Source organism: Puia dinghuensis, assembly GCF_014642875.1.
GTDB lineage: Bacteria > Bacteroidota > Bacteroidia > Chitinophagales > Chitinophagaceae > Puia > Puia dinghuensis.
In genome coordinates this window covers 21,747-46,997 of sequence record NZ_BMJC01000001.1, presented here as the reverse complement: position 1 = coordinate 46,997, position 25,251 = coordinate 21,747, and the positions used below count along the sequence as shown (strand labels likewise).

General features: G+C 46.1%; 16 protein-coding genes. 9 read left to right on the top strand and 7 right to left on the bottom strand.

The genetic code is table 11. The features are described from left to right. Window positions 1-66: 66 nt before the first annotated feature. From IEY39_RS00110 to IEY39_RS00095, 4 genes are all read right to left on the bottom strand, one after another. Window positions 67-1,329 (bottom strand): aldehyde dehydrogenase family protein, encoded by a 1,263-nt coding sequence (locus IEY39_RS00110; RefSeq protein WP_188927366.1) that lies wholly within the window; start codon window positions 1,327-1,329, stop codon window positions 67-69. Between the two features lie 119 nt (window positions 1,330-1,448). After that, complete coding sequence (locus IEY39_RS00105) at window positions 1,449-2,273, bottom strand: glycosyltransferase family 2 protein (RefSeq protein WP_229688700.1); 825 nt, start codon at window positions 2,271-2,273, stop codon at window positions 1,449-1,451. A 1-nt stretch (window position 2,274) separates the two neighbouring features. Beyond that, a complete protein-coding gene (locus tag IEY39_RS00100) occupies window positions 2,275-4,710 on the bottom strand; it encodes a MupA/Atu3671 family FMN-dependent luciferase-like monooxygenase (protein ID WP_188927364.1) in 2,436 nt (811 codons plus the stop codon). Window positions 4,711-4,935: 225 nt separating this feature from the next. Continuing rightward, on the bottom strand, window positions 4,936-5,784 hold the full coding sequence (locus IEY39_RS00095) for a cellulase family glycosylhydrolase (RefSeq protein ID WP_188927363.1): 849 nt from the start codon (window positions 5,782-5,784) through the stop codon (window positions 4,936-4,938). A 204-nt stretch (window positions 5,785-5,988) separates the two neighbouring features. Here IEY39_RS00095 and IEY39_RS00090 point away from each other — a divergent pair, with 204 nt between their 5' ends. After that, on the top strand, window positions 5,989-7,239 hold the full coding sequence (locus IEY39_RS00090; protein ID WP_188927362.1) for a cation:proton antiporter domain-containing protein: 1,251 nt from the start codon (window positions 5,989-5,991) through the stop codon (window positions 7,237-7,239). Here IEY39_RS00090 and IEY39_RS00085 read toward each other — a convergent pair. From IEY39_RS00085 to IEY39_RS00075, 3 genes are all read right to left on the bottom strand, one after another. Then, window positions 7,204-8,253, bottom strand: a complete 1,050-nt coding sequence (locus IEY39_RS00085; RefSeq protein WP_188927361.1) for an LLM class flavin-dependent oxidoreductase — start codon at window positions 8,251-8,253, stop codon at window positions 7,204-7,206. The two genes, IEY39_RS00090 and IEY39_RS00085, sit on opposite strands and share 36 nt — an antisense overlap. Before the next feature lie 168 nt (window positions 8,254-8,421). Further along, window positions 8,422-9,222: a serine aminopeptidase domain-containing protein gene (locus tag IEY39_RS00080; RefSeq protein WP_188927360.1), complete on the bottom strand. Its 801-nt coding sequence runs from the start codon at window positions 9,220-9,222 to the stop codon at window positions 8,422-8,424. A gap of 29 nt (window positions 9,223-9,251) precedes the next feature. Then, entirely contained in the window at window positions 9,252-9,905 is a 654-nt protein-coding gene (locus IEY39_RS00075; RefSeq protein WP_188927359.1) for an alpha/beta hydrolase, read from the bottom strand. Between the two features lie 47 nt (window positions 9,906-9,952). Here IEY39_RS00075 and IEY39_RS00070 point away from each other — a divergent pair, with 47 nt between their 5' ends. The 8 genes from IEY39_RS00070 to IEY39_RS00035 are packed head-to-tail and all read left to right on the top strand — an operon-like array spanning window position 9,953 to window position 25,245. Next, window positions 9,953-10,858: a chlorinating enzyme gene (locus IEY39_RS00070; RefSeq protein ID WP_188927358.1), complete on the top strand. Its 906-nt coding sequence runs from the start codon at window positions 9,953-9,955 to the stop codon at window positions 10,856-10,858. Window positions 10,859-10,887: 29 nt separating this feature from the next. Next, complete coding sequence (locus tag IEY39_RS00065; RefSeq protein WP_188927357.1) at window positions 10,888-11,727, top strand: DUF6734 family protein; 840 nt, start codon at window positions 10,888-10,890, stop codon at window positions 11,725-11,727. Then, window positions 11,681-13,408 (top strand): lanthionine synthetase LanC family protein, encoded by a 1,728-nt coding sequence (locus IEY39_RS00060; protein ID WP_188927356.1) that lies wholly within the window; start codon window positions 11,681-11,683, stop codon window positions 13,406-13,408. Before IEY39_RS00065 ends, IEY39_RS00060 begins: the two co-directional genes overlap by 47 nt. Beyond that, window positions 13,405-14,094, top strand: coding sequence for a formyltransferase family protein (locus IEY39_RS00055; protein ID WP_188927355.1), 690 nt, complete (start codon window positions 13,405-13,407; stop codon window positions 14,092-14,094). Before IEY39_RS00060 ends, IEY39_RS00055 begins: the two co-directional genes overlap by 4 nt. An 11-nt stretch (window positions 14,095-14,105) precedes the next feature. Continuing rightward, window positions 14,106-14,405 carry an acyl carrier protein gene (locus IEY39_RS00050; RefSeq protein WP_188927354.1) on the top strand — a complete coding sequence of 100 codons (300 nt, stop codon included), beginning with the start codon at window positions 14,106-14,108 and terminating at the stop codon, window positions 14,403-14,405. 5 nt (window positions 14,406-14,410) lie between these two features. Next, a complete protein-coding gene (locus IEY39_RS00045) occupies window positions 14,411-16,066 on the top strand; it encodes an AMP-binding protein (RefSeq protein WP_188927353.1) in 1,656 nt (551 codons plus the stop codon). After that, window positions 16,066-16,947, top strand: a complete 882-nt coding sequence (locus IEY39_RS00040) for an amidohydrolase family protein (RefSeq protein ID WP_188927352.1) — start codon at window positions 16,066-16,068, stop codon at window positions 16,945-16,947. The genes IEY39_RS00045 and IEY39_RS00040 overlap by 1 nt, the downstream gene beginning before the upstream one ends. An 18-nt stretch (window positions 16,948-16,965) precedes the next feature. Continuing rightward, a complete protein-coding gene (locus tag IEY39_RS00035) occupies window positions 16,966-25,245 on the top strand; it encodes a non-ribosomal peptide synthetase (protein ID WP_188927351.1) in 8,280 nt (2,759 codons plus the stop codon). Window positions 25,246-25,251: the final 6 nt, after the last annotated feature.

Below are 25,251 nucleotides of genomic sequence, written 5' to 3'. Positions count from 1 at the left end.
GAAAACTGGACAGACTAGCGCTTGAGGAAAACCTTCGATTCCTGCTAAGCGAAAAGTATTTACCCCTCATATAACTGTAACTGATAACTCTTTCAGTAGAAGCCGCTTTCCTTCGCGTTGAATAAAGCTACTGTCTTCCCATTCCCAAACAAAACCTGAATTTCTAAATCCGCCGTCTATTATCCGGGAGTACCTGTTAACTGGGCTTGTTACGGTCGAATTGAAATACAAATTTCTATGATTGTTATCCATATACTTATTAAACCAGTTGGACGTCTCACCGTATATACTGGCATTCAAGCCGTATGCGCAGTCATCGACTTTAGAGATAAGCTCAGCTTCGGATGAAAATGAGAGAATGGGGAAAAATGGTCCGAATGTTTCCTGCTGTATAACCTGCATTGCTGTTGTGCATCCCTGGATAACCGTTGGTCTGAAACCCATTTTTCCCATGCCGATCTCTATCGGCATACCGCCACAAACAACCGTCGCACCTTTTTGCCTTGCATCTTGCACCTGTTCGATCATTCGGCCAAGAACAGTTGGAGAACTTATCGGCCCCACTTCCGTCTCTTCATCTTCGGCATAACCTGCCTTGAGACGGTTAAGTCTATCGACCAGTCTCCCGATAAATTCCTTTTCTATATCCCGGTGAACGAAATATCGTTCAATTGCAGAACAGGACTGCCCTCCATTGAGCATTCCGCATGTTACCGCATCTGCTACCGCTTTTTCCAGATCGGCGTCCTTCATTACGACTTGCGGATCCTTACCCGGTCCCTCGAATATCATCTTCTTATAATGTTGTCTAAATTTATTCTTATACCCCCAGATCCATTTGTCATCACCATACACGACAATAGCACCGATATCGGTGGATTCGATACAGCGATTGAGAAAATCTTCCGCCGGTTGCCCCAAAGGAGCAAATTCAACTCCCGGAAGACAGCTTGAAATGAGCTGTCGATAATACCGATCGGATTTCTTTAATTTGCCGGGCAGTCGGATAATAGTTTGGTTCCCTGCAAAAAAAGATGAACATACGGCTTTTGCTACCGGAATATTTATGCCGTTATAAGGCAAGAGAATAGCCACCTTACCTAGCGGTCGCATTCTTTCGAGGTCTATATTGTATCCTGCCGTATATTCCGATTGAACGCCGACCTGCCCGACGATATCGATAGGCGACCTTATTTCCCGAGTTATGACATCTTTGCGTAAAAAATCCGTGTCTTCGACATAACTATCGACAAGTGCCTTCGAAAATGATTCATCCTCCAATTGGCAAACCAATTTTCGTAATGCATCCAGCCTGTCTCGTTTTTGCATCTGATTTCCCTTATTGATAAATACTTATGGAAACATTGGGATTCAAAATACCGTTTGGTATCGATCTTTTATCGGGCAGTCTCGCCCCTGCGTTATCCCAAAACTGCGCGTACTTGGCATTAGAGCGGACGGTATAGATCTGGCGAGGTGCCCCGGTAGCGCAACGGGAAAGGTATTCTCTTATTAGCCCGGTTTTTATCGAAATAGTAGCCGACCATTTCATCGAGTAATATTGAGGCGTTCACCAAGGTATATTTGCCATCCAGAATATATTTTAGCATAATGGAATCTTGCTTCGACAGTGGTAAACCATAGTCAAAAATAGTTCGCCAATTATCGTAGTTCCAGGAGTTGCATCCGTGATAGTTATAAATATATAAGCTGGGATGATCCTCTATATGTGCGAGCTGGCCCATATCCCTGAGTCGGACAATAGGCTCAGCATCTTCTCCACGCTCAAGATCGGAATAGCCGGTTTTCAACACATTTCCTTTTCGGTAAAGCAAACTTCCCTCCCATAGCCTTGAATTTGAAATGTACCCCCTGCAATTGACCCCATCGAATATTACCCACCGCTTTAATATGACTCCGGATTTACCGGATACTCTGATATGGTCGTACTGCTGCTCCAGTCGCCTGAAATGATACCAGTCATCATCGTCCCATTGGCAAACATACTCGCCCGCCGATTTTTCGATGGCATAATTTCTTAACGTTCCCAGTGTTTGTTTGGGCGAACCGAACACCTCCAAAAACCTGATCCCCGGTCTGGATCTTATCGACGACACCCAGCTCTTTGTCATCTCATCGGTATCTTCATAAAGCACGAGCAGTTCCTTATTGGGATAAGTTTGTTCTTCGAAGCATTCAATAATTCTACTCAGCATACCAGGTCTGTTCCGCGTTATGCAGATGCACGAGATCAACGGAAGTTTTTTTTTCATTTTATATCGCTTTAAAATCGTCTTTTAAGGCCCCCAGATTAACAAGATTCCGCAATACCTTCTCCTGGTTTACCCCGAAGTCGATCAAACACGCTATCTCCGTCACTCCTATGGCGTGCAGTTTTTCGATTAGCGGTAAACAGCTCTGTCTCGTACCAAGCAACGCAGATGTTTGCCAATGTCGTTCGAAAACCATTGAAACCATGCTGTCTATTGTCTTCTCGTCTATATCCTGTTCACCCAGATCTTCCCCCTGAACCAATTTCTTTATCAGGTTGACGCTCGATTTGAGATAAGCGATAAACGGATCTCTCACCTCTTCCTTTACCTTCTCCAGATCCTCTCCCAGAAAAGTGTGAAGCATCACGGCGATCTTTCTCTCTTCAGAATTGTGGCCGCTGTTGATAAGTGCTTTGCGATATACCGAGATCTTTTTTTCCAGTATACCGATCTCCTGCCCCAGCATGTGCGTTAATACATTGGCGCCGATCTTTCCCGCGCTCTCGAACGTTTCGATATTCCCTGCCGTAGTGATCCATATCGGAACCATAGCAGTCAATGGCCTGGGATATATCTTGACTTCTATATCCTTGTTGAAACCGTTTCTTCTCAGAAGACCTTTCCCTTTCCACAAGTTCCGCAAGTCCTCTATCTGTTTGAACATTATTTCCTGTCGCCGTGAATAACTACCGGGCATCAATACAAAGTCATCAGCATGCCATCCCGAAGCAATGGACAAGGAAACACGTCCGCCCGACAAATTGTCTACAACGGACCATTCTTCGGCGACCCGAATAACATCGTTTAACGGCAACACTACCGAGCCACTCCGGATCTCTATCCTGCTGGTGGAAACGGCCAAGGCCGCGCCAAGCACGGCAGGATTGGGAAAGATACCGCCGAATTCGTGAAAATGTCTTTCCGGCGTCCATATGCCTGTAAAACCATGTTCATCTCCCCATTTTGCCGAATGCAACAAAAAATCGTACTTGTTTTTTTCATCTTTGTCACCTTGGCTGGAAAAATAGAATAAACTGAAATCCATCGTAGACCTTTTGTTGGTCCTCGTAACGATTTCCCTGGAAGATCGCAATTTCAATTCTGCGATAGTCTTTTCAGGAAATTCGATAACCGATTGCAGTATCCGCATAAAACCCTCCGCCATACCTGCAATGGTTTCTTCCTTGAACAGATCTGAACGATATTCGATCGTACCCGTAAGTCCGCCTTCCTGTTCCGAGATCAAAAGCATCAGGTTGTATCTTGTTCCGTTCAACACCATCGGCAACTCCTCCAAATCTATTCCCGGTACCCGATGGTCTGCTATATGAGTCTCCGATCCGGCGAATTCGAACATCACGCCGCAGTCCGGGTATCCATCACTTTTTTGCTGACGCAATATTTTGCCCCAGGGGATCTCACGGAAGGCATAGGCTTCTTCATAAGTCTTTTTCACCTGTCCGATCAATTGCGCAAACAGCGTGGCGCCCGATATATGCGTACGAAGCAAAAGTTTATGACTGAATAAGCCAACGACACCCTCTATCTCCCGATGTTGACGGTCGTTGATCACTCCTATGACACATATATCCTCCTCCCCGCTATACTCGTATAACAGTGCCTTGAATGCCGCCAATAAGACAATGGCTGACGAAGTCGACTGGCGTTTTGCTAATTCATTGATCCTCCCCATTAGTTCGCTACCCATATGAAATTTCAGGACATTCCCTCTTGTACTTTTGACGCTGGAAGTTGGCTGATCCGTCGATAAGCACAATGGCCTCAGTGCCTGTAGTCTTCCCCGCCAAAAGGCAATTTTCTCCTCCATATGCTCATCCTCAGACATTTGTCGTTGCCAAATAGAATAATCTACGTAACGCACGGGCAGCGATGCCGCATTTGCCGGCTCCCCCCTCGTATACGATCGGTATAACCCGGTGAATTCTTTTATCAATATCCCTATAGACGTTCTATCTACCGCGATAGAATGTAGGATCATCAGGAGCACGTATTCGCTTTCCCCCAATTTGATCAGATAAGCCCTTAAAGCATGATCTTTGGAAAGATCGAATGGTTGTGTCGCAAGACCGTCCATGAGCACTTCCAGCGAAGCCCTATCATTACCATACAGTTCCTCGTCGATTATCCGAAGCCTCCAGCCTCCTTTATCTGTGATTTTTTGCCATACCCTTCCGTCACACTCCTCGTATACCGTCGTTAGAGATTCATGACGGCTCATAAGGCCGTGGATAGCACGATCGATACTATCGATATCTATTTCACCGATCAACCGTAAAGCCAGTGGGATCTGATAAGACGTCCCGCCTTCCGATTGGCTGGCGTACCACAACTGCTCCTGTTGAAAAGACAAGGGGAATCTGCCGGATTGTTGCAGCCGCACAATAGCAGGAGCCTGATCGGCCTCTTCGATAAACATATCGACTTGCTTTTATTGGTAAAGGAATCAACGAGAAGTAGAAAATGTAAAGCTATCGCTGTGATGAGCTACATCGTCACAGGCCGCTTCATGGAGCGACAAATTATGACCTGGGATCTTGCTAAGACTATGCCATAAGGCAAAGGAGCGTGAAAAAAATCATAATAAAGCTAAGGATTTTTCAATACATGACCCAAAACATTGCCTTTTTAAATTGAAAACTTATTACAGCCTGTTATAGATAGTAACAAAATGATTGGAAATATGGTATTGCTTCGTAGCTACAGCGTCAAAAGGCTGAAATTGGGGGGAAATCATATTCATTTTACCACCGTCGCCGTTCCAGGCCCAGCCAAGTACGGGCCAGCCTTTACTTCTTGCATAATCGATAATGGCCGACCAGTTCGTCTCGCCCTGGATTGCGGGATCATCGCCGAACTCACCAATGATGCAGGGCTTGCCCGTATTTTCCAGATCATCGAGATCATCGATCTGCGATCTCTTTTTTTTGACCCCGTTATAGCCATGGGGATAAAAATGGGCGGATAAAATAATATTACTATCTGTGATACCCATCCCATCCCGGCCTTCGACGGCTGCCGCCAGCAGTGTGGTTCCCTGCCCCCCACCGGGGCAGTCGATAATAATAGGCCCGCTATATATTTCTCTAACCAAAGCGATCGCCTGGTTATAAGCCGCCGCAAATGCACTAACGCCTATCGAATGGCTTCCCCATTCATTCATCAGATTCACAAAAAAACCTCCGCCTCCCAGTGTTAGATAGTGACTTTTCCACCATTCACCGGCAGCAATTAATTCCGTAGGATCGTCCGACATAATCGCTTTATGCTTGTGATAAGTAGCGATCACAGTATAGCCATGAGCCTTTGCCTCGGCAATCCATCGCCGCCCGTTCTTCTCCTGTCCCGGCTCTATCTCGATCCGGACCGTCCTGATCTTCGGATATGCTTTCATCAAAGACCAGCCCAGATCGACATCACCACCGTGAAAATAAGAGGGTTGAAGATTAACTCCATTTGACAGCAGCCCGGCTTCATTGCTAGCATCTTGCATGTTGAAATTTTTGATTTGAGTGCATTCCTTTCAATATAAAATTAGATTTTTTTTTGAATGATTTTTGACAAAGCTCGATTTAGTAGTATCTTTCCATTCCAGCTTTATCAACATCCCACGAATTTCTTCCTTGGTGGCAGGTATCGTGACTTGCCCTAGCGTTAGCTGTAGCATCCATCGGCGAGAATAAATAATCCATACAACATGCACGACCTTTATGTGTATAGCTCCTTCCTGCTGTCCATAACGATCATTCTTATATTCACACAGCTTTTTGGCTATTTGTCTGTCATGCTGAAACAACCCAGGGTCATCGGAGAGATATTTGCAGGGATATTCCTGGGCCCAACGATCGTTGGTTATTTCTTCCCCACCCTATCGGCATCGATCTTTCAGGATACGGTAAGATCTCATTTTTTTGTCCTCAGCAATATGGCACTGGCGCTTTACATGTTCATCATAGGGCTGGAAATAGATTTTAGCATAGCAGATAAGAAGACCATTAAGCACGCGGGCATATTGTCTTTGATCACCACCGCGATCCCTTTTATGTTAGGCGTCCTGTTCGCCATTTTTTCTTTCAGTTTCCTGAAAGGTGAACACACCCATCGATTTGAATTTTGCATCTTCGTAGGGGCCACGCTTTCTGTCACTGCATTTCCGGTACTGGCAAGGATCTTAGAGGAAAACGACCTTCTCGGCACGAAACTGGGAACCCTTGCTTTACTCTCCGCAAGCATGCAAGACGTCCTATCCTGGGTCTTTCTATCTTATGCGACCGCCATGGCGTCAGGCATAGATACAGGGGAAAACTTTCAAAAAATAATCCGGATAGTGCTCTTTACAGGTGGGAATATATTCATCGTCCGCCCCGTGCTCAGGGTATTGATAAGAAATGGGGATAGCAACAATCCGGGACAACTGCAAAAATATCTCTCTTTGACGCTTATCTTCCTGTTTTTAAACGAATTTATCGCAGACAGGCTCGGGCTTCAGGCTACCCTGGGAGGCTTTTTGTCGGGTCTTGTTCTTCCTAGAAATAAGCACCTGGTCGAATTTATTATTATCAGGATCAAGGATTTTCTGCAAGTTTTGCTGCTGCCTCTCTTTTTTGCGCTGGCAGGGCTGAACGCCAATATGCTGGTCTTCGATAAATTGAATTTTCTCATCCCCGCGGTCATCCTGCTATTGTTTGCCTTTACAGGTAAATACATCCCTACCCTTTTCACCATGAAAGCGCTCGGCTATTCATTCCGGGAATCTTCCGCAGTTGGCGGATTGAACAATGCAAGGGGATTGATGGAGCTGGTCATCGCAGCCACCGGGCTCACCTATGGGATCATCTCACAGGAACTATACTCCATGCTGGTCCTGATGGCCGCCCTGACCACGCTGCTGGCCATGCCCATCTATTCCCTATCAAAATTGAGCCCCCCGGCTATAGTACATGGCTAGTATTCGATCTTCCGCGGTTTTCAGGGAATTATGCACATGCATGAATTCTTCTTGTCCGCCGGGAATCTCTACGACCAACGCACTTACCCCGGATACAACATATTTTACGATCACATTACCTATCTGATCGTAATCTCCTACGAAATAAGGACAATCCGCCTTGAAATTCTTGAAAGGAGCCAAAGAATAGGTTTTACCTGAGACGTTTTTTGAATTTTCAAACATCTCCTTTTTCCAAACGGAATCGGTATTAGACATGGAATAATTGAGCATATCTTCCCCTGAACCGTCATCTTTGAAGATCTCGTTTAGCATATTCATGGCATCAATTTCAACAGGCCTGGTTATAAGCCCGAAGTGAACACCCCTTTTTTGAAGAGATTGAATCGTCGCCGGATTGTCCTGCAGATCTGGTTCCTTTGCCATGAAAAAAGATGTCGAAGAAAACTTTTGGTTTAGTTCACTGGCCTCCACCGAAGAACCGGCGATAAAATATTCCGGCAAGAGATCTGCCGGAAGACTATCGGAAAGCATTAAACTATTAACCGTATAAAAAGTGCCGGTAAAAGTCACAGGCTTCCGCAAACGCAATAGTGAATCGACTATATAAATATACTCCTCTAATCTATCGTACCGTTGCTCCCGATCGAGCGTATCGCCAAGCGCGAACAGATCGCCCTTGGACGTTCCGGAAATGAAGTTGACATAGATCTTCCTTTCGTAGAGTTTGCTTAAACACAAAATTTTCTTGGCTACAGAAAATGGATGCATATAAATAGGATTGACAGCGACAAAAGGGCAAAGCTCCTTTGTGCTACCAAGAACGATTTGGGCAAAGACCCAAGGATCCAGATTGCCTCTGTTACTCTCGAAAAGCAATAATCCGGTGAACTTGAATTCCTCACTCAACCGTATCATTTCCTTCATATCGGTGTAACCATAGGATTGAATATCATCACTGCGATACAACACCGTGAACAATTTCACTTTTCTATCCGGTAAGCAAATGTTCATACTCCTTTTTTGATGAAACTTACAAAATTATTTGTTCAAAAGTTAAATTTTACCTAGCTTGAATCTATAATTCAATCCTTCTGAAAGACGCTCATCGATCCTGTACTTATTCTTTTAATTACCGTTTTTTTGACAAAAGGCAATATGTGGGTCGCCTTAGCGTTAGCTCTATACTCTTCCGACCTGCTTCACTATCTCACCCGTCAACACCTGTGTATCGCTAAGTTCGAAAGTCACCCAAAATTCCTGGCAATCGACCGATACCGATTTTGTCGCATTCGACTTAGCCAAAATGCCAACGAGATCCCGGACCCTTTCGTTCGCATTCACCGTGTTGACGGTAAATATATAAATAGTACGGCCTTCAGGCATGGCGCGACCGGCCTGTATACTTTCAATGAAGGCAATATTGGAACTGGAAAGTGGAAACCCCTGGAAATCCTCGTAGGGGACGTCATCAATCATAAAATATTCTTCGGGATCGGTTATCTGCTTCAATTTATAGAACAATCTCCTCCTTAGCCTTTGCTCCATCAAATACCGCGATCCATCCGTCAATGGCTCAATGAGGAACAAACCGTTGATCTGCCGCTGCTTCTCGGCAAGCAAAACCGCAAGATCGGCACCAAATCGAATTCCCAACAGTCTGAGATCAGTGATTGTGTGCAGGCTCTTTATATATTCCAGCAGAAACAGCATGTCATTCATGGTTTCATTGAGATCTAATTCGAACAATTCGCCACCGCTATCGCCCGTGCCGTAATAATCGAAGCGAAAGACCATATACCCGCACCCGCACAGCGCGCGGGCGACCTCGGCTTGAAAATTATGGACTTTCTTTTTTTCGTCCAGTATGGGGTTCAAAAAAACAAATGCCTGTCCCGTAAGCACTTCCGGATAGTGCGCGTAAGTAAAAAGGTATCTGCCCGTCACACCAGGAATCGTTAAAAAAATGGCCTCTTCTCTCATAGTTATATGAAATGATTATATAATTATTATTAAACCGGTATCTCGTTAAACCAGTTCGCTATAGTTTTACAAACGTCTTTTTTAAAACGCCATCCAAAAAAACTATGGTCGGAGCCATCGATGACCTTTCCCGTATAAGAATGAAAATGGCAAGCACTCCAAAACGCCATCGCAGTACTCCTCGCCCTGTCATTCTCGCCAAAAATAGCCAGAACGTGCACAGGATAAGATAAAGCATTTTCGGCCGTTTGTGTTGGAGAAAGCAGCATGACACCATTGTAATCTTTTCTCGCAGCAAAACGTAGAACCGGAAGGCAACCCGCCGAAATACTGCATAAAACTATCTGATCATAACAGTAATACTTTTCGAAATAGGCGGTGATCAACTCTAAATAGGTATCGTAATATCGGCCGACTATTTCCGCGGCATCCCCTGCATAGTCGTCAAAATTGCCACCTGTACTGTCGCCATTCGGCGGAAGATCGACGGCAAATGATGAAATACCGGAGCTTAATAGTGTCCTGGCTATTTCTACATAAATTCTCTGAGGACCTATCCTCGTCCCGCTGGTTGCAGGAATAAGAAGTACCAGCTTCCGGCTGGAACTCGCCGACCTAAGAATACCGAAAACCGAGGCGCCTGCGCCAAATATCCGAATGGGAGTTTCGCTTATGCTCGACATATTTATTGAAGGTAAAGCAATATTCATCTTATTGAAACAACATCTATATGGAAAATTTTAAACTCACGGAAGACGAACTGGCTTCCTTTTATAAAAACGGTTTTTTTGGTCCATTCAAGGTCTTCGAAAAAGATGAAGCTCTCGAAAAATGGAAGAAGATCCGGAAATCACTTATGTTGGAAAAAAGTAAGGTCTATGAGATAAACAAGTTTCATTACGACCGTCATCTGGACATCGACCTGATCTCCGAAAATATCACCAACCCGAAGATCATTCATAAATTGCAAAGCATCATGGGCCCGGATATCCTATGCTGGCGAACGGAGGTGTTTTCAAAAGCTCCGGGTGCAAAAGGAACAGAATGGCACCAGGTAGAGGATTTTTCCTATGCAAATAACAACTCGCCGCAGTTGATACCGACCGTTAAAACCCGCTGGGGTATCGTATTGACCGTCTGGATCGCATTTTCAAAAACGACCAAAGAAAATGGCTGTATGAAATTCCTACCGGGCTCTCATGAGAAAATGTACTTCGATGAATCGAAAAAATTCGAGAAGAAGATCGACATGGAGACTACGGGCTTTTATGGCTACGAATTCGCGGATTTGAAATACGATCCAAGCTGGCGTCCGGATGAAGAAGCCGCAGTCCTCATGGAAATGGAGCCCGGCGAAGCCGTTATATTTACCACGAAATGTGTTCATGGATCGACACCCAACATCACCAAAGACTCTACCCGCTATAGCACCAACATCAGGTACGTCAGCTGTTCTACAAAAATATTTCCGGGCCTTACAGAAGTTTGTGATCATGGGGAAAAATATGACTTGGAAAAATATAGATCGGTCCTGGTCTCAGGCCAGGATAATTACGGCTTCAACAGATTGACCACGGAAAATTTAAATGGCAGGAAATTCGACGTCAGTGAAGTCGTAATAAATCATCCGGCGTGAAGATAGTGCAGACATTTTGGACCCGCCCAATGCTTGATACCCGATTGCCAAAAGCGGATATGCGGCTCAACGGAGGCTGGCCATCGAGAATATACAATTATTTTAGCTGGAGCTATAGCTGCCTTCTGCTTAAAAAACAATATGATGACGTGGAGATCGTCACCGACGAATTCGGAAAATCGATCCTAATTGACAAATTACAGCTGCCTTACTCGAATGTCGTCGTCAGGCTGGACGAACTCAATAAATACGACTCGCTGTTGTGGGCTTTGGGTAAAGTCTATTGCTATAGTCTGCAAAAAGAACCCTTTATTCACGTCGACGGCGATATTTTCATCTATGATAAATTCCGGCCTGATCTGGAAAATGCCGGGATTGTCGCGCAAAACATCGAAACCGAATACGAAATCGAAGTCTCTGTAGAATTCAGTTCTATCCCGGATTACCTCGAAGGACGGCTCACGCCGGGAAAAACTACCCAGCAATATAATATGGGAACCTTTGGCGGCAACGACATAGATCTTATTCACCAATATACCAAGGAAGCTTTCTCCTTTGTCGAAAAGAACTATATCGGAATACTGGCATCGCCCACGGGAAAGATCAACTGCATCTTTGAACAGGTTTTGCTTTTTCATTATCTGGCGGAAAAAAAGATACCGGTCAGTTGTATTTTCGATCCTCACCCAAACTTACCGGAAAACACTTTTTTTTTCAATCCCGGGCCAATTGCCGAGAACTATATACATCTGGCCGGCTCGCTTAAAGAATACCTTTTTTATTATAAAACATTAGAGATAAGATTGGCAAATGAATTCCCCGATGTCTATCAAAAGATCCTTCGTCTATACGCCGCAATGGAGATCTGACATGCTGCTTTCTCTCACCCACCCCTTTCCTAAGCCGTATGCGCTGCTCGAATTATCCGACGACCCGAACTATGAGGAGATTATTGCATTTGTCATCCGCTCGAATCAGGCTCTTGTTACACAAGCCGAATCATCCCAGTCATGGAATATCAGTTTGGGGAGCGGAAGGTCGGAGCCCGTTTTTCTTAACCTGAGGCTATACGAGATCACAAATGATCCTCAATTCCTCCGTCACGCCCAATGCCTGCTCCGCAAATACCAGGGCGACAAATTGATTGCCTATAATAATGAATATTCATTCTGGGAGGGTCTGTCGGGGCTGTTATATCTGCTGATAAAATTACAAGGATATCTCCGGGACGACATACTATTGAGAGCCCTGAATTCGATCGTGCAACGTCTCCTGGAGCAGCTACAGGTAAATACAAAGGGCACCTTTTTTCTATCATCGAGGAATGCAGACGCGAGCCGCACTGGATTGAGGCATGGAAATTGCGGCATCGCCTTCGCTTTTATAGAACTGACTCGCTTCTCGGGAAACCCGATATTCTTTGTTGTCGCCCGCCATCTTTTACTATATGAAGAGTGTCAGTGGCAGGAAAAAATAGCCGCCTGCCTGGCCAATGACGGTCTTACGACAGCTGAATTGGAAGAAAGACTCGCAGAATACCTGGAATTTGCTATCGTATGTTATCTGTTCTATCACCGCTCGAACGATACCGCTCAACTGAAAGTTGCCCAAGAAACCGTAGCTAATATCCGAATGTTAACCGGACGTGAACTCGCATCGGAAGATACATGGGAAGAAATCAAAGCACTCGATCCTATCCTCCGACCTGTCGAGACATCATTTCCCCTGGTTAGCGAAATCGAAAGAAATAATATATCCCCGGCTACAACATCAGACATACGACATGCGCCGGCAACACCGGACACGAAGTCGGCCTTGAACATCGATCTAAAGACGTATAATGAGATCGTCGCCGCAAAACGTTTCGAGAGGACGTTGAAAGCTTTTAAAGAAAAAGATCCGCCCAAAGTCGATGAATTCCTACAGACGAACTCACCAAACCCATATAAGGACTTCGTCGAAGCTGTCGATCTGACCTTTTTAAAATACCCGGAAAGTCTTAAAAATATATTCCATTTCGAAAAGGCCAAAAGCGAATGGGCGGCTAAGGCCTGCTCAAAAAGCACTAAGGAAGAAGAAGCGTTCGTATTGGCCACAGGCGAGTACCTGCTGCACGAAGATAGGGACAACGTCCCACTGGTCTTTCATAAGGATACTTTTTTTCTAAGTTTGGAGGAATATATCAACCTATTCGATGTAGATCCCGAAGACCGCGCGACAATAGCGAAAATGTTCATCAGCTATGGAACAAGAAGCTGGTTATTTAGACGGGGAGGCTTTGGCCAGGTCCATGTAGAGAACTTAACGTTCTTCCGCATAGTCGCAGATCAATTCCTCGTTCCCAGCTCGGTGTCACACGTAATCTCGCGGACAACGGACTATTTTTTCCGGTTGAATAAAAAAAGCCGGAAAATGATCGAAAGAGGCTTTTTATATAAGGAGCAGGACGACTTCAAAACATTTTTCGGCGGAAAACTACGGGAATTCATAAGAGGGCTATTGTATGGAGGATTCCTGACGCCTCATGGACCAATTAATATCCCGAAATGATCTTTGTCGGAGACGGCGCACTGCTAAAAGATGCTTTACAATATTCGCTCGGCCAGGGGCATCCTATCGAATATGTGTTCTGCAGCAATGATGAGATCGCGGATTTCCTGAAAATCAACGATCTCGCATATAAGATAACCGATGATATCAACGGCGAAAGAGAGACGATCAGGCAACAGTTAAAGGACAATATCATCATCTCTGTCAATAACGCACAGATCTTCAAAGCCCCGATCCTGAGCATTGACCAGATCCATATTTACAATATCCATAATGGAATATTGCCCGGCTACAGAGGGCGTCCAGAAATTTGTATCCTGTACGCGATCCTGCACGAAGAACATGAATACGGCGTATCCCTGCACCGCATTGACAAGGGTATCGACACCGGCCCTTGCTATGCCATAAAGAAATTCGCCATCGCACCGGATGATACATTTCAGCAGGTCATGCTAAATGCCATCGGAGTTTGTGCGCGAATTTACCGGGACAATATCCATCGGATCATAACAGGGCAACTGGAGCAAATCGATCTCGGCAAAGCCCGATCCAGACTATACTCTTACCGGGATCTGGAAAATATCGGAAGCCTGAAAAACAATGTAAACTTCAAAAAAGCAACAAAATTAGGCATATTCCGGTTGTGGTTCAGAGAACTGGACAGGACCATTAGGGAAATTCTGTAAAATCGAAATATATGTTGAAAAAACTCATCGGTTTGGCCAAAAAAAAGAATGAGACTACCAGAGAAGAGATTCTTGGTCAGATCGCGGGACTCATCAAAAAAATTGGCGGCGAGGACTACAACGACATCCCGCTAACCTTGGATACGAATCTGAAAGATCTGGGGTTTGATTCGATAAAGTTCATGAACCTCGTACTAAGCCTGGAAGATGTAGTAGGTAAAGATATCGAGGACATCATTTCGGAGATCGACGACCTTTCCAGCATCAATACGATTCGGGATGTGGTCGATATGGTAATGGATCTAATGTAAATTCTATGAAAGCAGATATCGAAAAAATATTCAACGAACGTCTTAGATCGACTAAGAAATATGTCGTCTATTTCGACAAGAACCGCCGTCTCAAAAAGAGCTGGAAAGAACTTTCGGACGATATTGACCACTCCGTCCGGATCATCGACTCCATACGTGGAACCCACCGGATAGACGCTCCCAGCATCGGGATCATTGGACCGACCAGCTATTCCTGGATGGTTTTCGATCTTGCTTGCCTGAAAGGAGGTTTCACCGCTACGGGTCTGCAGGAACACCTGGACGCAGACGAGATCGACGAAGTGATAAAGGTCGAAGAGCTGGACCTTTTGCTAGCCGACTATTCCTTAAAAGACAAACTGAAAAAGGCCGGACGGGTGGCCATATACTATTTCAATTGTATCGGTTTTGAGAATAATGACACCCAAAAGATACAGGTGGACGATTCCAAACCCATTACCATGAATATATTGGATGAATATGGCTCAGGATATACTTCGGGAACCTCCAGACATGCCAAAAAGGTAAGGTTACTTTGTACACCCACGCCAGTGCCACGGCCTTCTTTTATTGAAAAGGTACTCAAGGCTGTTCTTTACAGATTTAGCTTTTGGTCCGCAAAAGACAATAGGCTGATCATTTTTATGCCTTTTTCCCACATACAGCAACGCACCTTTGTAAAAATGGCCTTTCTCAACAACGTCAACATTATCCTTTCTGATGAAGCCAATTGTATCCGCCATATCATAACCGAGAAGCCGAATATAATGGTATCCGTACCTGCCATCTATGATGTCATAGCAAGAAGGATAAAAGAAAAAACAGAACAATTCCCCCCTTTCAAAAAAAAGATCTATCGCTTTTATAATAAATCCAGGATCAACAGAAGCTTTAACTGGAATCCTGCGAAAGCCATATTGAACCGTTATTTATTTTCCGGGATCAAAAAACTGTACGGCGGCAAAGCCAGCTATTTTATCGTGGGAAGCGCAAAGGTCAATCCCGAGACCATCAGAACATTCTATAGCGTCGGCGTCAAAATACTCGAATCCTATGGACAAAGTGAAACAGGCATCATTTCCATGAGTTCCCATTGGCAGTTCAGGATAGGAAGCGTAGGCAAACCCGGCCCCGATGTTGTAATTGCCGACGATGGCGAGGTCCTTCTTCGCTTTAACGAATGCTATTACCATGATTACAACAAGGATATCCTGGCCGTTGACGAAAATAACTACATACACACCGGAGATATGGGTTATCTGGACCAGGATGGATACCTGTTTCTCAAAGGAAGAAAGGACGAGGTTATCGTATTGGAGAACGGATTGAAGATATTCGCCGGAACCATCGAGGAGCGCCTGGTCCAATACGAAGGGATCAATCACGCCGTTGTTTTTTCGGATTCCGGAAATTCCCTGAAAACGATCCTGGCCGTCGACCCCGACTACGCCATCGAAGATGTTATTAAGATCATTAAGATGGAGAACAGGAAATTAAAAAACCATGAAAAAATAAGCGAATTCGCCGTTGATAAAAATTCCTGGCAACCGGAGAACGGTTTTATTACCGGTAATTTCAAGGTAAAAAGAAATAAGATAATGGAGATCAAAAAGAACTATACTTTTTATGCCGTTCCCGACCTTCCCTTAAAAGTTGTCTGATGATCGATATCCACAGTCACCTTGCCTATTACAAGATATACTCCGCTTCGTATCTGCGAGGCATGATCCAAAACCCGGAAACAACCACTCCGAGATTGCAAGGGTTTCTCAATGCTTTTCTCGGCGATAAGGACGGCCACCGCCACCTTATGCAGATGGATACTGCAGGGATCGACAGATCTGTACTGCTGATCATAGACAGTAGCATCGGCATGGAACCACCCGAGCTGGACATCGAAGATATTTACCGCCTCCATAGCGCAGTGCAGAAAAAACACCCGGATCGTTTCATCGTTTTTGCCGGTGTCGATCCCAGACGTAAAAATTGCTACGAGCTGTTCGTAAAGGGTATCGAATTTTATGGTTTTCGGGGCCTCAAGCTCTACCCGCCCATGGGATTCGCCATGGACCATCCTTCCCTGGAAAATATTTACGAATACTGTCAGCGCCATCGACTGCCGGTACTCATCCATACAGGTGACTCCTTGGATATCCTCGACAAAAATTTCAGCAAGGTGAAAAATGCGATCCGTGTCGCTGAGCGTTATCCCGGTATCCCGTTCATCCTTGCCCATGCTGGTTACCAACTGAAAGAGCCCGGCATGTCCGAGCTGCTCGGCTACCCAAATGTATATTTCGATATTGCCGGCATCCAGGTACTCCTGGGCCAGAAAGACCCGGTCGCCTTCGATCATCTCGATAAGGAAACACTCATCCAATTTTCCCGAAAGATGGTATTCGGAACCGACTGGCCCCTGTTCAACCTGATGACTCCCATCTCCGAACATATAATCCACATTGAATGCCTGCTAAAAAAAAATGGGCTCTCGGAAGAGCAGGTCAAAAATGTGTTCCATTCCGACCACCTGATCTATAAATAACAGTTTAATATAGCGAATATGGAGCTCGACACCTTGACCCAGGTTCTCTATCGCGCCCGGCAATATGGTGATAAATCCGCGTATATCTTCCTGAACCGCGAAGGTACCCAGGAGACTGCACTGACCTATTCCCAGCTAATTACCGTCGCCGGGGACCTCGCGGCCAGTTTACTCGAGATCGGCCAAAAAGGAGACCGCGTCCTGCTCGCCTTTCCTCCAGGCCTGGATTTCATAAGTTCTTTTTACGCCGTCGTAATGGCCGGAATGATCGCCATACCAGCTCATTTCCCACAGAACCAGGGTTCCTCAGATCGCATCCGGCTGAATATCGAACATTGTCAGGTGAGCATCGTCCTGACACTTTCGTCCCGGGTCGGAAAACTGAGCACCCTTACAACTGCCCGCATTAAGATCCTCGCCGTCGATAATCTGGATAAACACCATACCTCCGCTCCGATTCTTCCCGGAGGCTCTCCCCAAGACCCCGTTCTTATCCAATTCACCTCTGGGTCGACCAATGCTTCCAAAGGCGTAACGATCACACATAGCAATATCCTGCATAATCAATCGCTCATAAAAAATGCATTTGCACAGGATAGCGAAAGCGTGATCGTCGGCTGGCTGCCGTTCTATCATGACATGGGGTTAATAGGAAATATCATACATACCCTGTACCTCGGCGCAACAGCCGTTCTTTTCTCTCCTGTCGACTTTCTTATGAAACCACGCTTGTGGCTGGAGGCGATCTCCAAATACAAAGGAACAATCAGCGGCGCCCCGAATTTCGCCTTCCAGTTATGCGTAGACCGCATTGCAGAAAAAGACCTCGCAACCCTCGACCTTTCCACCTGGAACTCTGCCTATTGCGGAGCAGAAATAGTCAACTCCGTAACCCTCGACAAATTCATTGCTAAATTTTCAAAGGCCGGTTTTAATGCAGCAGCGATACAACCCTGCTATGGCATGGCCGAAGCTACCTTACTGATCAGCGCCGGCCGACATGGGCAAGTCCACCAAACCAGGAACAGGACTTTGTCTTCTCTCCAATACGGCACTGACTACGGCGCAGACCCGGTCGAAACAAAAATAGACATCGTCAACTGTGGGAAACCCTATGGATTCGAGGTCAAACTGATAAACGTCCGGGGTTGTGAGTGTAGTGATGGAGAAGTCGGCGAGATCTGCATCAGAGGAAACAGCGTTTCTTCCGGCTATTGGAACCATGCCGTTTCAAGCCAGGAAGACTTCATGAAGTTTATCGACGGAGAAGGTCCCTATTTCAGTACAGGAGACCTCGGATTTAAAGAAGAGGAAGATCTCTTTATCACGGGCAGAAAAAAAGAGATGATCATCCTTCGGGGAACGAACTACTACCCCACCGACATCGAAAGAGTAGTTACCTCTGCCCACGAAGATCTGGTCAATCACCGGTGCGCAGCCTTTTCGGTGAACACGGGCGATGCAGAAGACCTTATCATTGTTGCCGAAATAGAATACAAAGAAGAAAAAAACGTAATAGCCGATATTCTGAACAGGATCAGGCATGAACTGTCCTCTCAATATGAAATATCAGCCCGGGAAATTGTGCTGATCCGAAAAAACTCTCTGCCGAGAACTACCAGCGGTAAGATCCAACGTGCAAAATGCAGAGATCAATATATCAATCATCTCCTCAAACGAATTAGCCATAGTGTAGTTGATCCCGACGCCTGTAAACTTAGAAATTCGAACTATACCCCGGAAGAGATGATAATTAAGAATGCCGCGGAAGGACTCACCCGAAACACCATTGAAAACAAACATACCAGCCTCTTCTCTCTCGGTCTGGATTCGATCACAGGAAGCCGGTTGACCCTATGCCTTTGCGAGGAATTCAACAAGGAGATCCCCCTCGACCTTATTTTCAGCTATCCCGATATAACCTCTTTGGCCAAGGCAATTGCAGAGCTCCCGCAATATCGGGGTGGAGATGGAAATAAGCCCGGCAAAAACAACGAATATTTCCCTCTATCACCCGTCCAAACAGGGATATGGTACGATCATTTCCTCAAACAAAACAGTAGCTATAATATCCCGAGCCTCACCTCGTTAAAAGAAGAAGATGACTATCAACACCTGGACAGCCACCTTAATCGGCTTATTTCAAAACACGATATCCTGCGAACCATATTTCCGGCCACAGAAGATGGGCCGGTGCAAAAAGTACTGCCGGAATGCAGATATGAAATAGGGAAATTCGATCTCACAGGCCTGTTGGAACAGGAGATAGCATCACGCCTGCGTTCAGAAGTAAACTTCGCCTTTCAGGTAGATCGATGGCCCCTATTTAAAATCGCGTTGATAACGTTACCAGGGAATAAACTCAAGCTCCTGACGATATTCCATCATCTGATCGCCGACGGGCAGTCCATTCTTACCTTTATAAAAGAAATGCTGGGCCGGGAAGAACTCCCCCCGCAGGATTCCCCCCATCCCACCGTTATCCCACACCATTCTTACCAGGAATACGTAAGCTGGTTCCATGGATACATGAAAACTCCGTCTTTTACAGATGCGAGAAATTATTGGATGAGCCAGCTGGCCGATGCCAGAGACTTCGAGCTGCCTTTGAGGGACAAAAGGGAGGTCGTCGCAAAAGAAGGCTATACCGTGTCCCTTACATTTTCGAAGGAAGAATATTGGAATATCAATGCCCTGGCAAAAAAGACGCGATCCACTGTTTATGGTGTCCTGCTGGCGGCCATGGTCTATTTATTATCCAGGATCTCAGGCAGAAAACAGATCATCATCGGCGTTCCGGTTAATGGACGAATCATGCCCTCCTTTCAGAATATGCTCGGCGTATTTATCAATGTGATCATGCTCAAGTCGGAGATAGATGACACCTGTTCGGCCGGCGAATTAGTAAAAAATATCCAGGAGACCTTAAACCAGGGGTTGAAACACCAGCTGTATCCCCTCAACAATGTCCTCACTGACTTGAAAGCAGCGACAGATTCGGCAGATAGAAGCCTCACGAAAGTATTTTTTAACGGACTTAACTTTTTCACCGAACCGGCATCCTGGGAATTCTACGAAGCATTTCAGACAAACCTGGGGGTCGACCCAAACCAGGACATTAATTGTTATGCCTTTCAAAATGAGGACGAGATCCGGCTCAGGATCGACTGCAATCCCCGTAAAGTGGATCTAAATGAGGCAAATCGCCTGGTGTTCCAGTATCGGATGATAATGAATAATATGCTGCAACAGCCGGATACCCCCCTTGAGGAATGTATGCCGGAATTACCGCTGCCCCAGGAAGAATACAGGCAAATAATAGCTTTTTCAAATGGTGTAAAAGTACCCATCCCGGCTAAAAGCTTATTGACCAGGATCGGCGAACAGGTATCCAGAGTGCCGCAAAACCTGGCTTACTGTACCCATAACGGCTCCATTACTTACGAGACTCTCTGGCAGGCATCGGACAGCGTGGCGCAAATGCTGGTTCAAAGGAACATAAAACGCAATGACCTGGTCCCTGTTCTCATCAGAAGATCCATCGAACTGCCCATCGCGGCTTTGGGTTGCCTGAAAGCTGGCGCCGCCTACATTCCACTCGATGTCGAATGGCCTGAAGAAAGACTTTCCCGGTTGATCGACGATCTGGGCTCGACTGTCCTCCTGGTCGACAATTCTTTTGACACCGCCTTTTTGAACAAAAGACCTGAAGACATCATCGTAATGGACGTGCAAAACCTTGCAGCAACTCCTTTCGCAACAGAATACAGCTCCGACCCGGAAGCCCTCGTGTACGGGTTCTACACTTCCGGCACCACCGGAATGCCCAAATGCGCGCTCAACAGACACATCGGCATCCTTAACAGATTTCTCGATATGGATAGACGGTATAACGGCAGCGAGAAGGACTGTATTCTTTTTACCAGCAGGCAAAGCTTCGATGTATCCTTCTGGCAAATGTTCTGGCCACTGACCAATGGAGCCAAAGTCGTTATTCCAAAAACGCAAAAGGGGTTCGACCCGGTGGAATTCGCCGAAATGATCCACCAGTACCAGGTAACGCTCATAGATCTCGTTCCATCCGTCTTCAATATTTTCGTGGAATATCTCTGCGAACAATCCTTCTCCCCGGAAAAGTTAAAGACCCTGCGTCATGTCCTTATAGGAGGCGAAGTGATAAATGCCGGATATGTACATCGGTTCAGAAAAAAATTCAGCCACATAGAGGTAGCCAATACTTATGGCCCTACCGAAGCATCGATGGGAACCATATTTTATAGAATTGATGATCAAACACCTGAACCGATACCCATTGGGAAACCCATCGACAATGTGAAAACAGTCCTGGTATCCGGGAATAATTCCCTTACCCCTCTGGGGAGCGTTGGGGAGATTTGCCTGGGCGGTATCTGTCTGGGAGCCGGTTATCATGGTCTGCCCGAAAAAACAAAAGAGGTATTTATCGACAACCCATTCCCGGATATCGAATGCGATAAACTCTACAAAACAGGCGACCTGGGCTATTACCTGCCTGATGGCAATATCCAGTTCGTCGGCAGGTTGGATGATCAGATAAAGATCAACGGCGTTCGGATCGAATTGGGAGAGATCGAGAGTACCCTGATCACTATTCCGGGGATACACCGGGCCATTATAACAACGCTCAGGAAGACGGAAAAAACCGAGATTTGCGCGTATATAGTGGCAGGGGCCGAAATACAGGAAGAAAAAGTCAAGCTGGATCTTAGACAAAAATTGCCGACATACATGATCCCTTCCTATATCCTAAAAATAAAGGAGGTGCCGATCAATGCGAATGGCAAGGTCGACAAAGAAAAATTACCTCTACCCCACCCGCCCGAAACAGATGAAAACCTGGATATCCCCAAAAATGACACGGAAAGAAAAGTGGCCGCAATGTATGGAGCCATCCTGCACAGAACGCCGGCATCGATCGACGTAAACTCGAATTTCTTCGCCATGGGAGGTAATAGCTTAGATGCGACAAGACTGGTGCATAAGCTCCGTGAAATACTCCAGGTAGATGTCCCGTTGAGAGATATCTTTGAAAACCCCACCGTGGCCGGTCTTGCCCGCGCCATCCTGCATAGACCGCTTATTTCGGGGAAAAAGAATACCGCCGGAAGTTCCGGACATTACGATCTGAGCATCGGACAAAAGAGATTGTGGATACTTAGCCAGAGAGAGAATGCATCCATGGCATTCAATGTTCCGGCCCTCGTGGAGATCCGCGGAGACCTCGATATCGACCGGCTCGATGCCACATTGAGAGACCTTACGACCCGGCATGCAGTGCTTAGAACAGTATTTGAAATAATCGATGAACAGCCAAGACAGCGGATAATACCACCCGAACAGCTTGACATTCGCTTGCAAGTCTTGGATCTCCGCGGAGAGCCCACACATGCGATAGAAATGACTATTAAAGAAAAAGTAAATACCCCATTCGATCTCGAAAAAGCCCCCCCCTTCAATCCCATCCTTTTCCATATCGGTGAACATACCTTCTACTTATTGTTAAACATGCATCACCTCATAACCGATGCATGGTCTATCGGGCTTCTCACCCGAGACCTTTTGACCATGTACGACCGTCGTACGGAAATGCCTTATGTCATTGAGACCGGGCAGGAATATCAGTATAATGATCAGGTGCTTATCAGACAGCAGTACAGGGAAAGCCCGGAATACCTTAAGCATCGGGACTATTGGGTCGGGAAATACAGCAACGGCATCCCGGTACTCGATTTCCCGGTGGACTACCCGAAAACCAAAACAAAAACATACAAAGGTGCATGCATCGACGTCACGTTGAACACAAACCTGATCAAACGGATCAGGGAATTTTCCTCGGAGACGGCCCATACGCCGTTCACGTTCTTTACCAGTGTGGTAAGCCTGCTCTTATATAGGTATACCGGCCAAACTAAAATTCCTTTACAGATACCTGTATCTGGCAGGGACTATCCCGGATCGGAGGAACAGTCGGGATTCTTCGTAAATCCATTGGTCATCTCCGTGGAATTTGACGACAATAGATCCTTCCATCACCTGCTGGATATTGTGCGAAACGAAATGATCAACGCCTTCGAACACCAAAAATTCGAATTTCAGGACCTTGTCCAGGAAATAGGCATCGGAAAAAGTTCCTTCGGCGACGCCTCCTTTGATGTCTCGATCATCATGGAAGACCTGGCCGAAATAGACATAGGCATCAGTCTCGCCCAAGGCCTTACCATCAAGCGCAAAAAATTTTCCAAAGACTATGTCGTCTCAGACCTAAGCTTTATTATCAGGAATGGGTCGGAAACAGCTAATATCAGCATCGAGTACAACAATAGCCTTTTCAGAAATGATACTATGCAAAGGCTCCTCGGACACCTGGTCAAAATGACGCAAAAGGTTTTGGAAGATCCCGCGGCCACCCTGAGAGAAGTGCCCTTTCTGGAACATTCGGAAACCGATGAGCTGATAGATCATTTTAATGATACATCGGTACCATATCCCAAAGACAAAAGCGTCATCGACCTGTTTTGCGAGCAGGTAGAGAATGCCCCCTGGAGGTTGGCCATCAACCGGGGAAGGACCACGTACAGCTACAGGCAACTGGATACTATAACCCGGCAGATCGCCGTAGCGCTGGAAAAAAAGGGAGAAGCACTGGGACCAATTGTGCCCGTGATCGCAAAGGATCCTCTAAGCACGATAATAGGCATCCTGTCGGTATTGAAAAGCGGCAGGGCATACATGCCAGTAGATGCCGATTTCCCTCCAGAACGCATCTCTATGATGATAGAAGACAGCGGTTCCCACCTGGTCCTGGTAGAAAAAGACCTGACGCTGCCGGTGCCCATACCTGAAGCAATGGAAATAATTACCGATCCCTCGACGGGCGAGACGAAAGGGAGTGGGACAAAACAGCGCAATCCCGAAAGTCTGTGCTACATCATGTATACGTCAGGCTCTACGGGACGCCCCAAAGGGATCCGGGGGATAGACCGGAATGTCGTCAGACTCGTAAAAAACAGTAACCTCTTTCCAATATCACCCGGAGATCGTCTCTTACAAACCTCCCCTATGACCTTCGATCCCTGCGTAATGGAGATCTGGGGCGCCCTGCTAAATGGAGGTACGCTATATCTAACCGAAAAAAGTTCGATCCTCGACCCAGCTGCCCTCCGACACCAGTTGGAATCCAACCAGATCACGAAACTGTGGTTGACAACTCCGATATTCAGCGAAATGGCATCCCTGGACCCTGCCCTATTCGGCAATCTCCAGGATCTGGTGGTAGGCGGCGATATATTGCTCGCCGATAAAGTGTGGGCCGTACGTAAAGCCTGCCCGTCCGTCCGGATAACAAACGCTTACGGCCCTACGGAGAATGGCGTATTTTCAACCTGCTACAAGGTCGGCGATCAGGTCCTCGCCAATATCCCTATAGGCAAACCGATCAGCAACTCCATCGTCTATATCCTGGACGACTATCTGCAGCCGGTCCCGCCCGGCGTCCGGGGAACACTATACGTCGGCGGTGATGGTCTACCCAAAGGTTATCTGGATGAACAACTTACTAAAGAACGATTTATCGCCGATCCCTTTAAAAAAGGAAAAAGGATATACGATACCGGAGACTTGGGCAGATGGTTGGCGGATGGAAATATCGAATTCCTGGGAAGAAAAGATCGCCAGATCAAAATAAGCGGTATCCGGATCGAACCGGGAGAGATCGAAAACCTCCTGAATAGCTATCCCGGCATAAGGACATCCTACATCCTTATCGATGGGCAAAGTATAAACGCCTACATCGTTCCGGAAGAGAAAAATTGTGTCGAAAACGATATAAAGGAATTCTTGAAACGCCATCTCCTCCCCGTTATGATCCCCGAATACCTGATTCAGCTTCCGTCCCTGCCCCTTACCAACAATGGGAAGATCAACACCCGGGCATTGCCGAAACCCGAAAAAAAGCTAAACCAGGTATTGGCACCTACGAATAAGACACAGCTCAAATTGATCTCCATTTGGGCAGAAGTGCTGAACATCGAAGCGTCGGGAATAGCCGTCGACGCGGACTTTTACGACCTGGGAGGCAATTCCCTCATCATGGGAAGAGTTATCTCCAGAATTAAAAAAGATTTTTCCGTCCAGTTGACCTATACCGACTTACTCTCAAATAAAAGTATTTCGGGCATCTCGGCCCTCCTGGAGAATAAGAATGTCTCGAAGTTGAATGATGCTATCCCTGTCCTCGATCGATCTGGCTTTCGGGTCTAAAAAAAA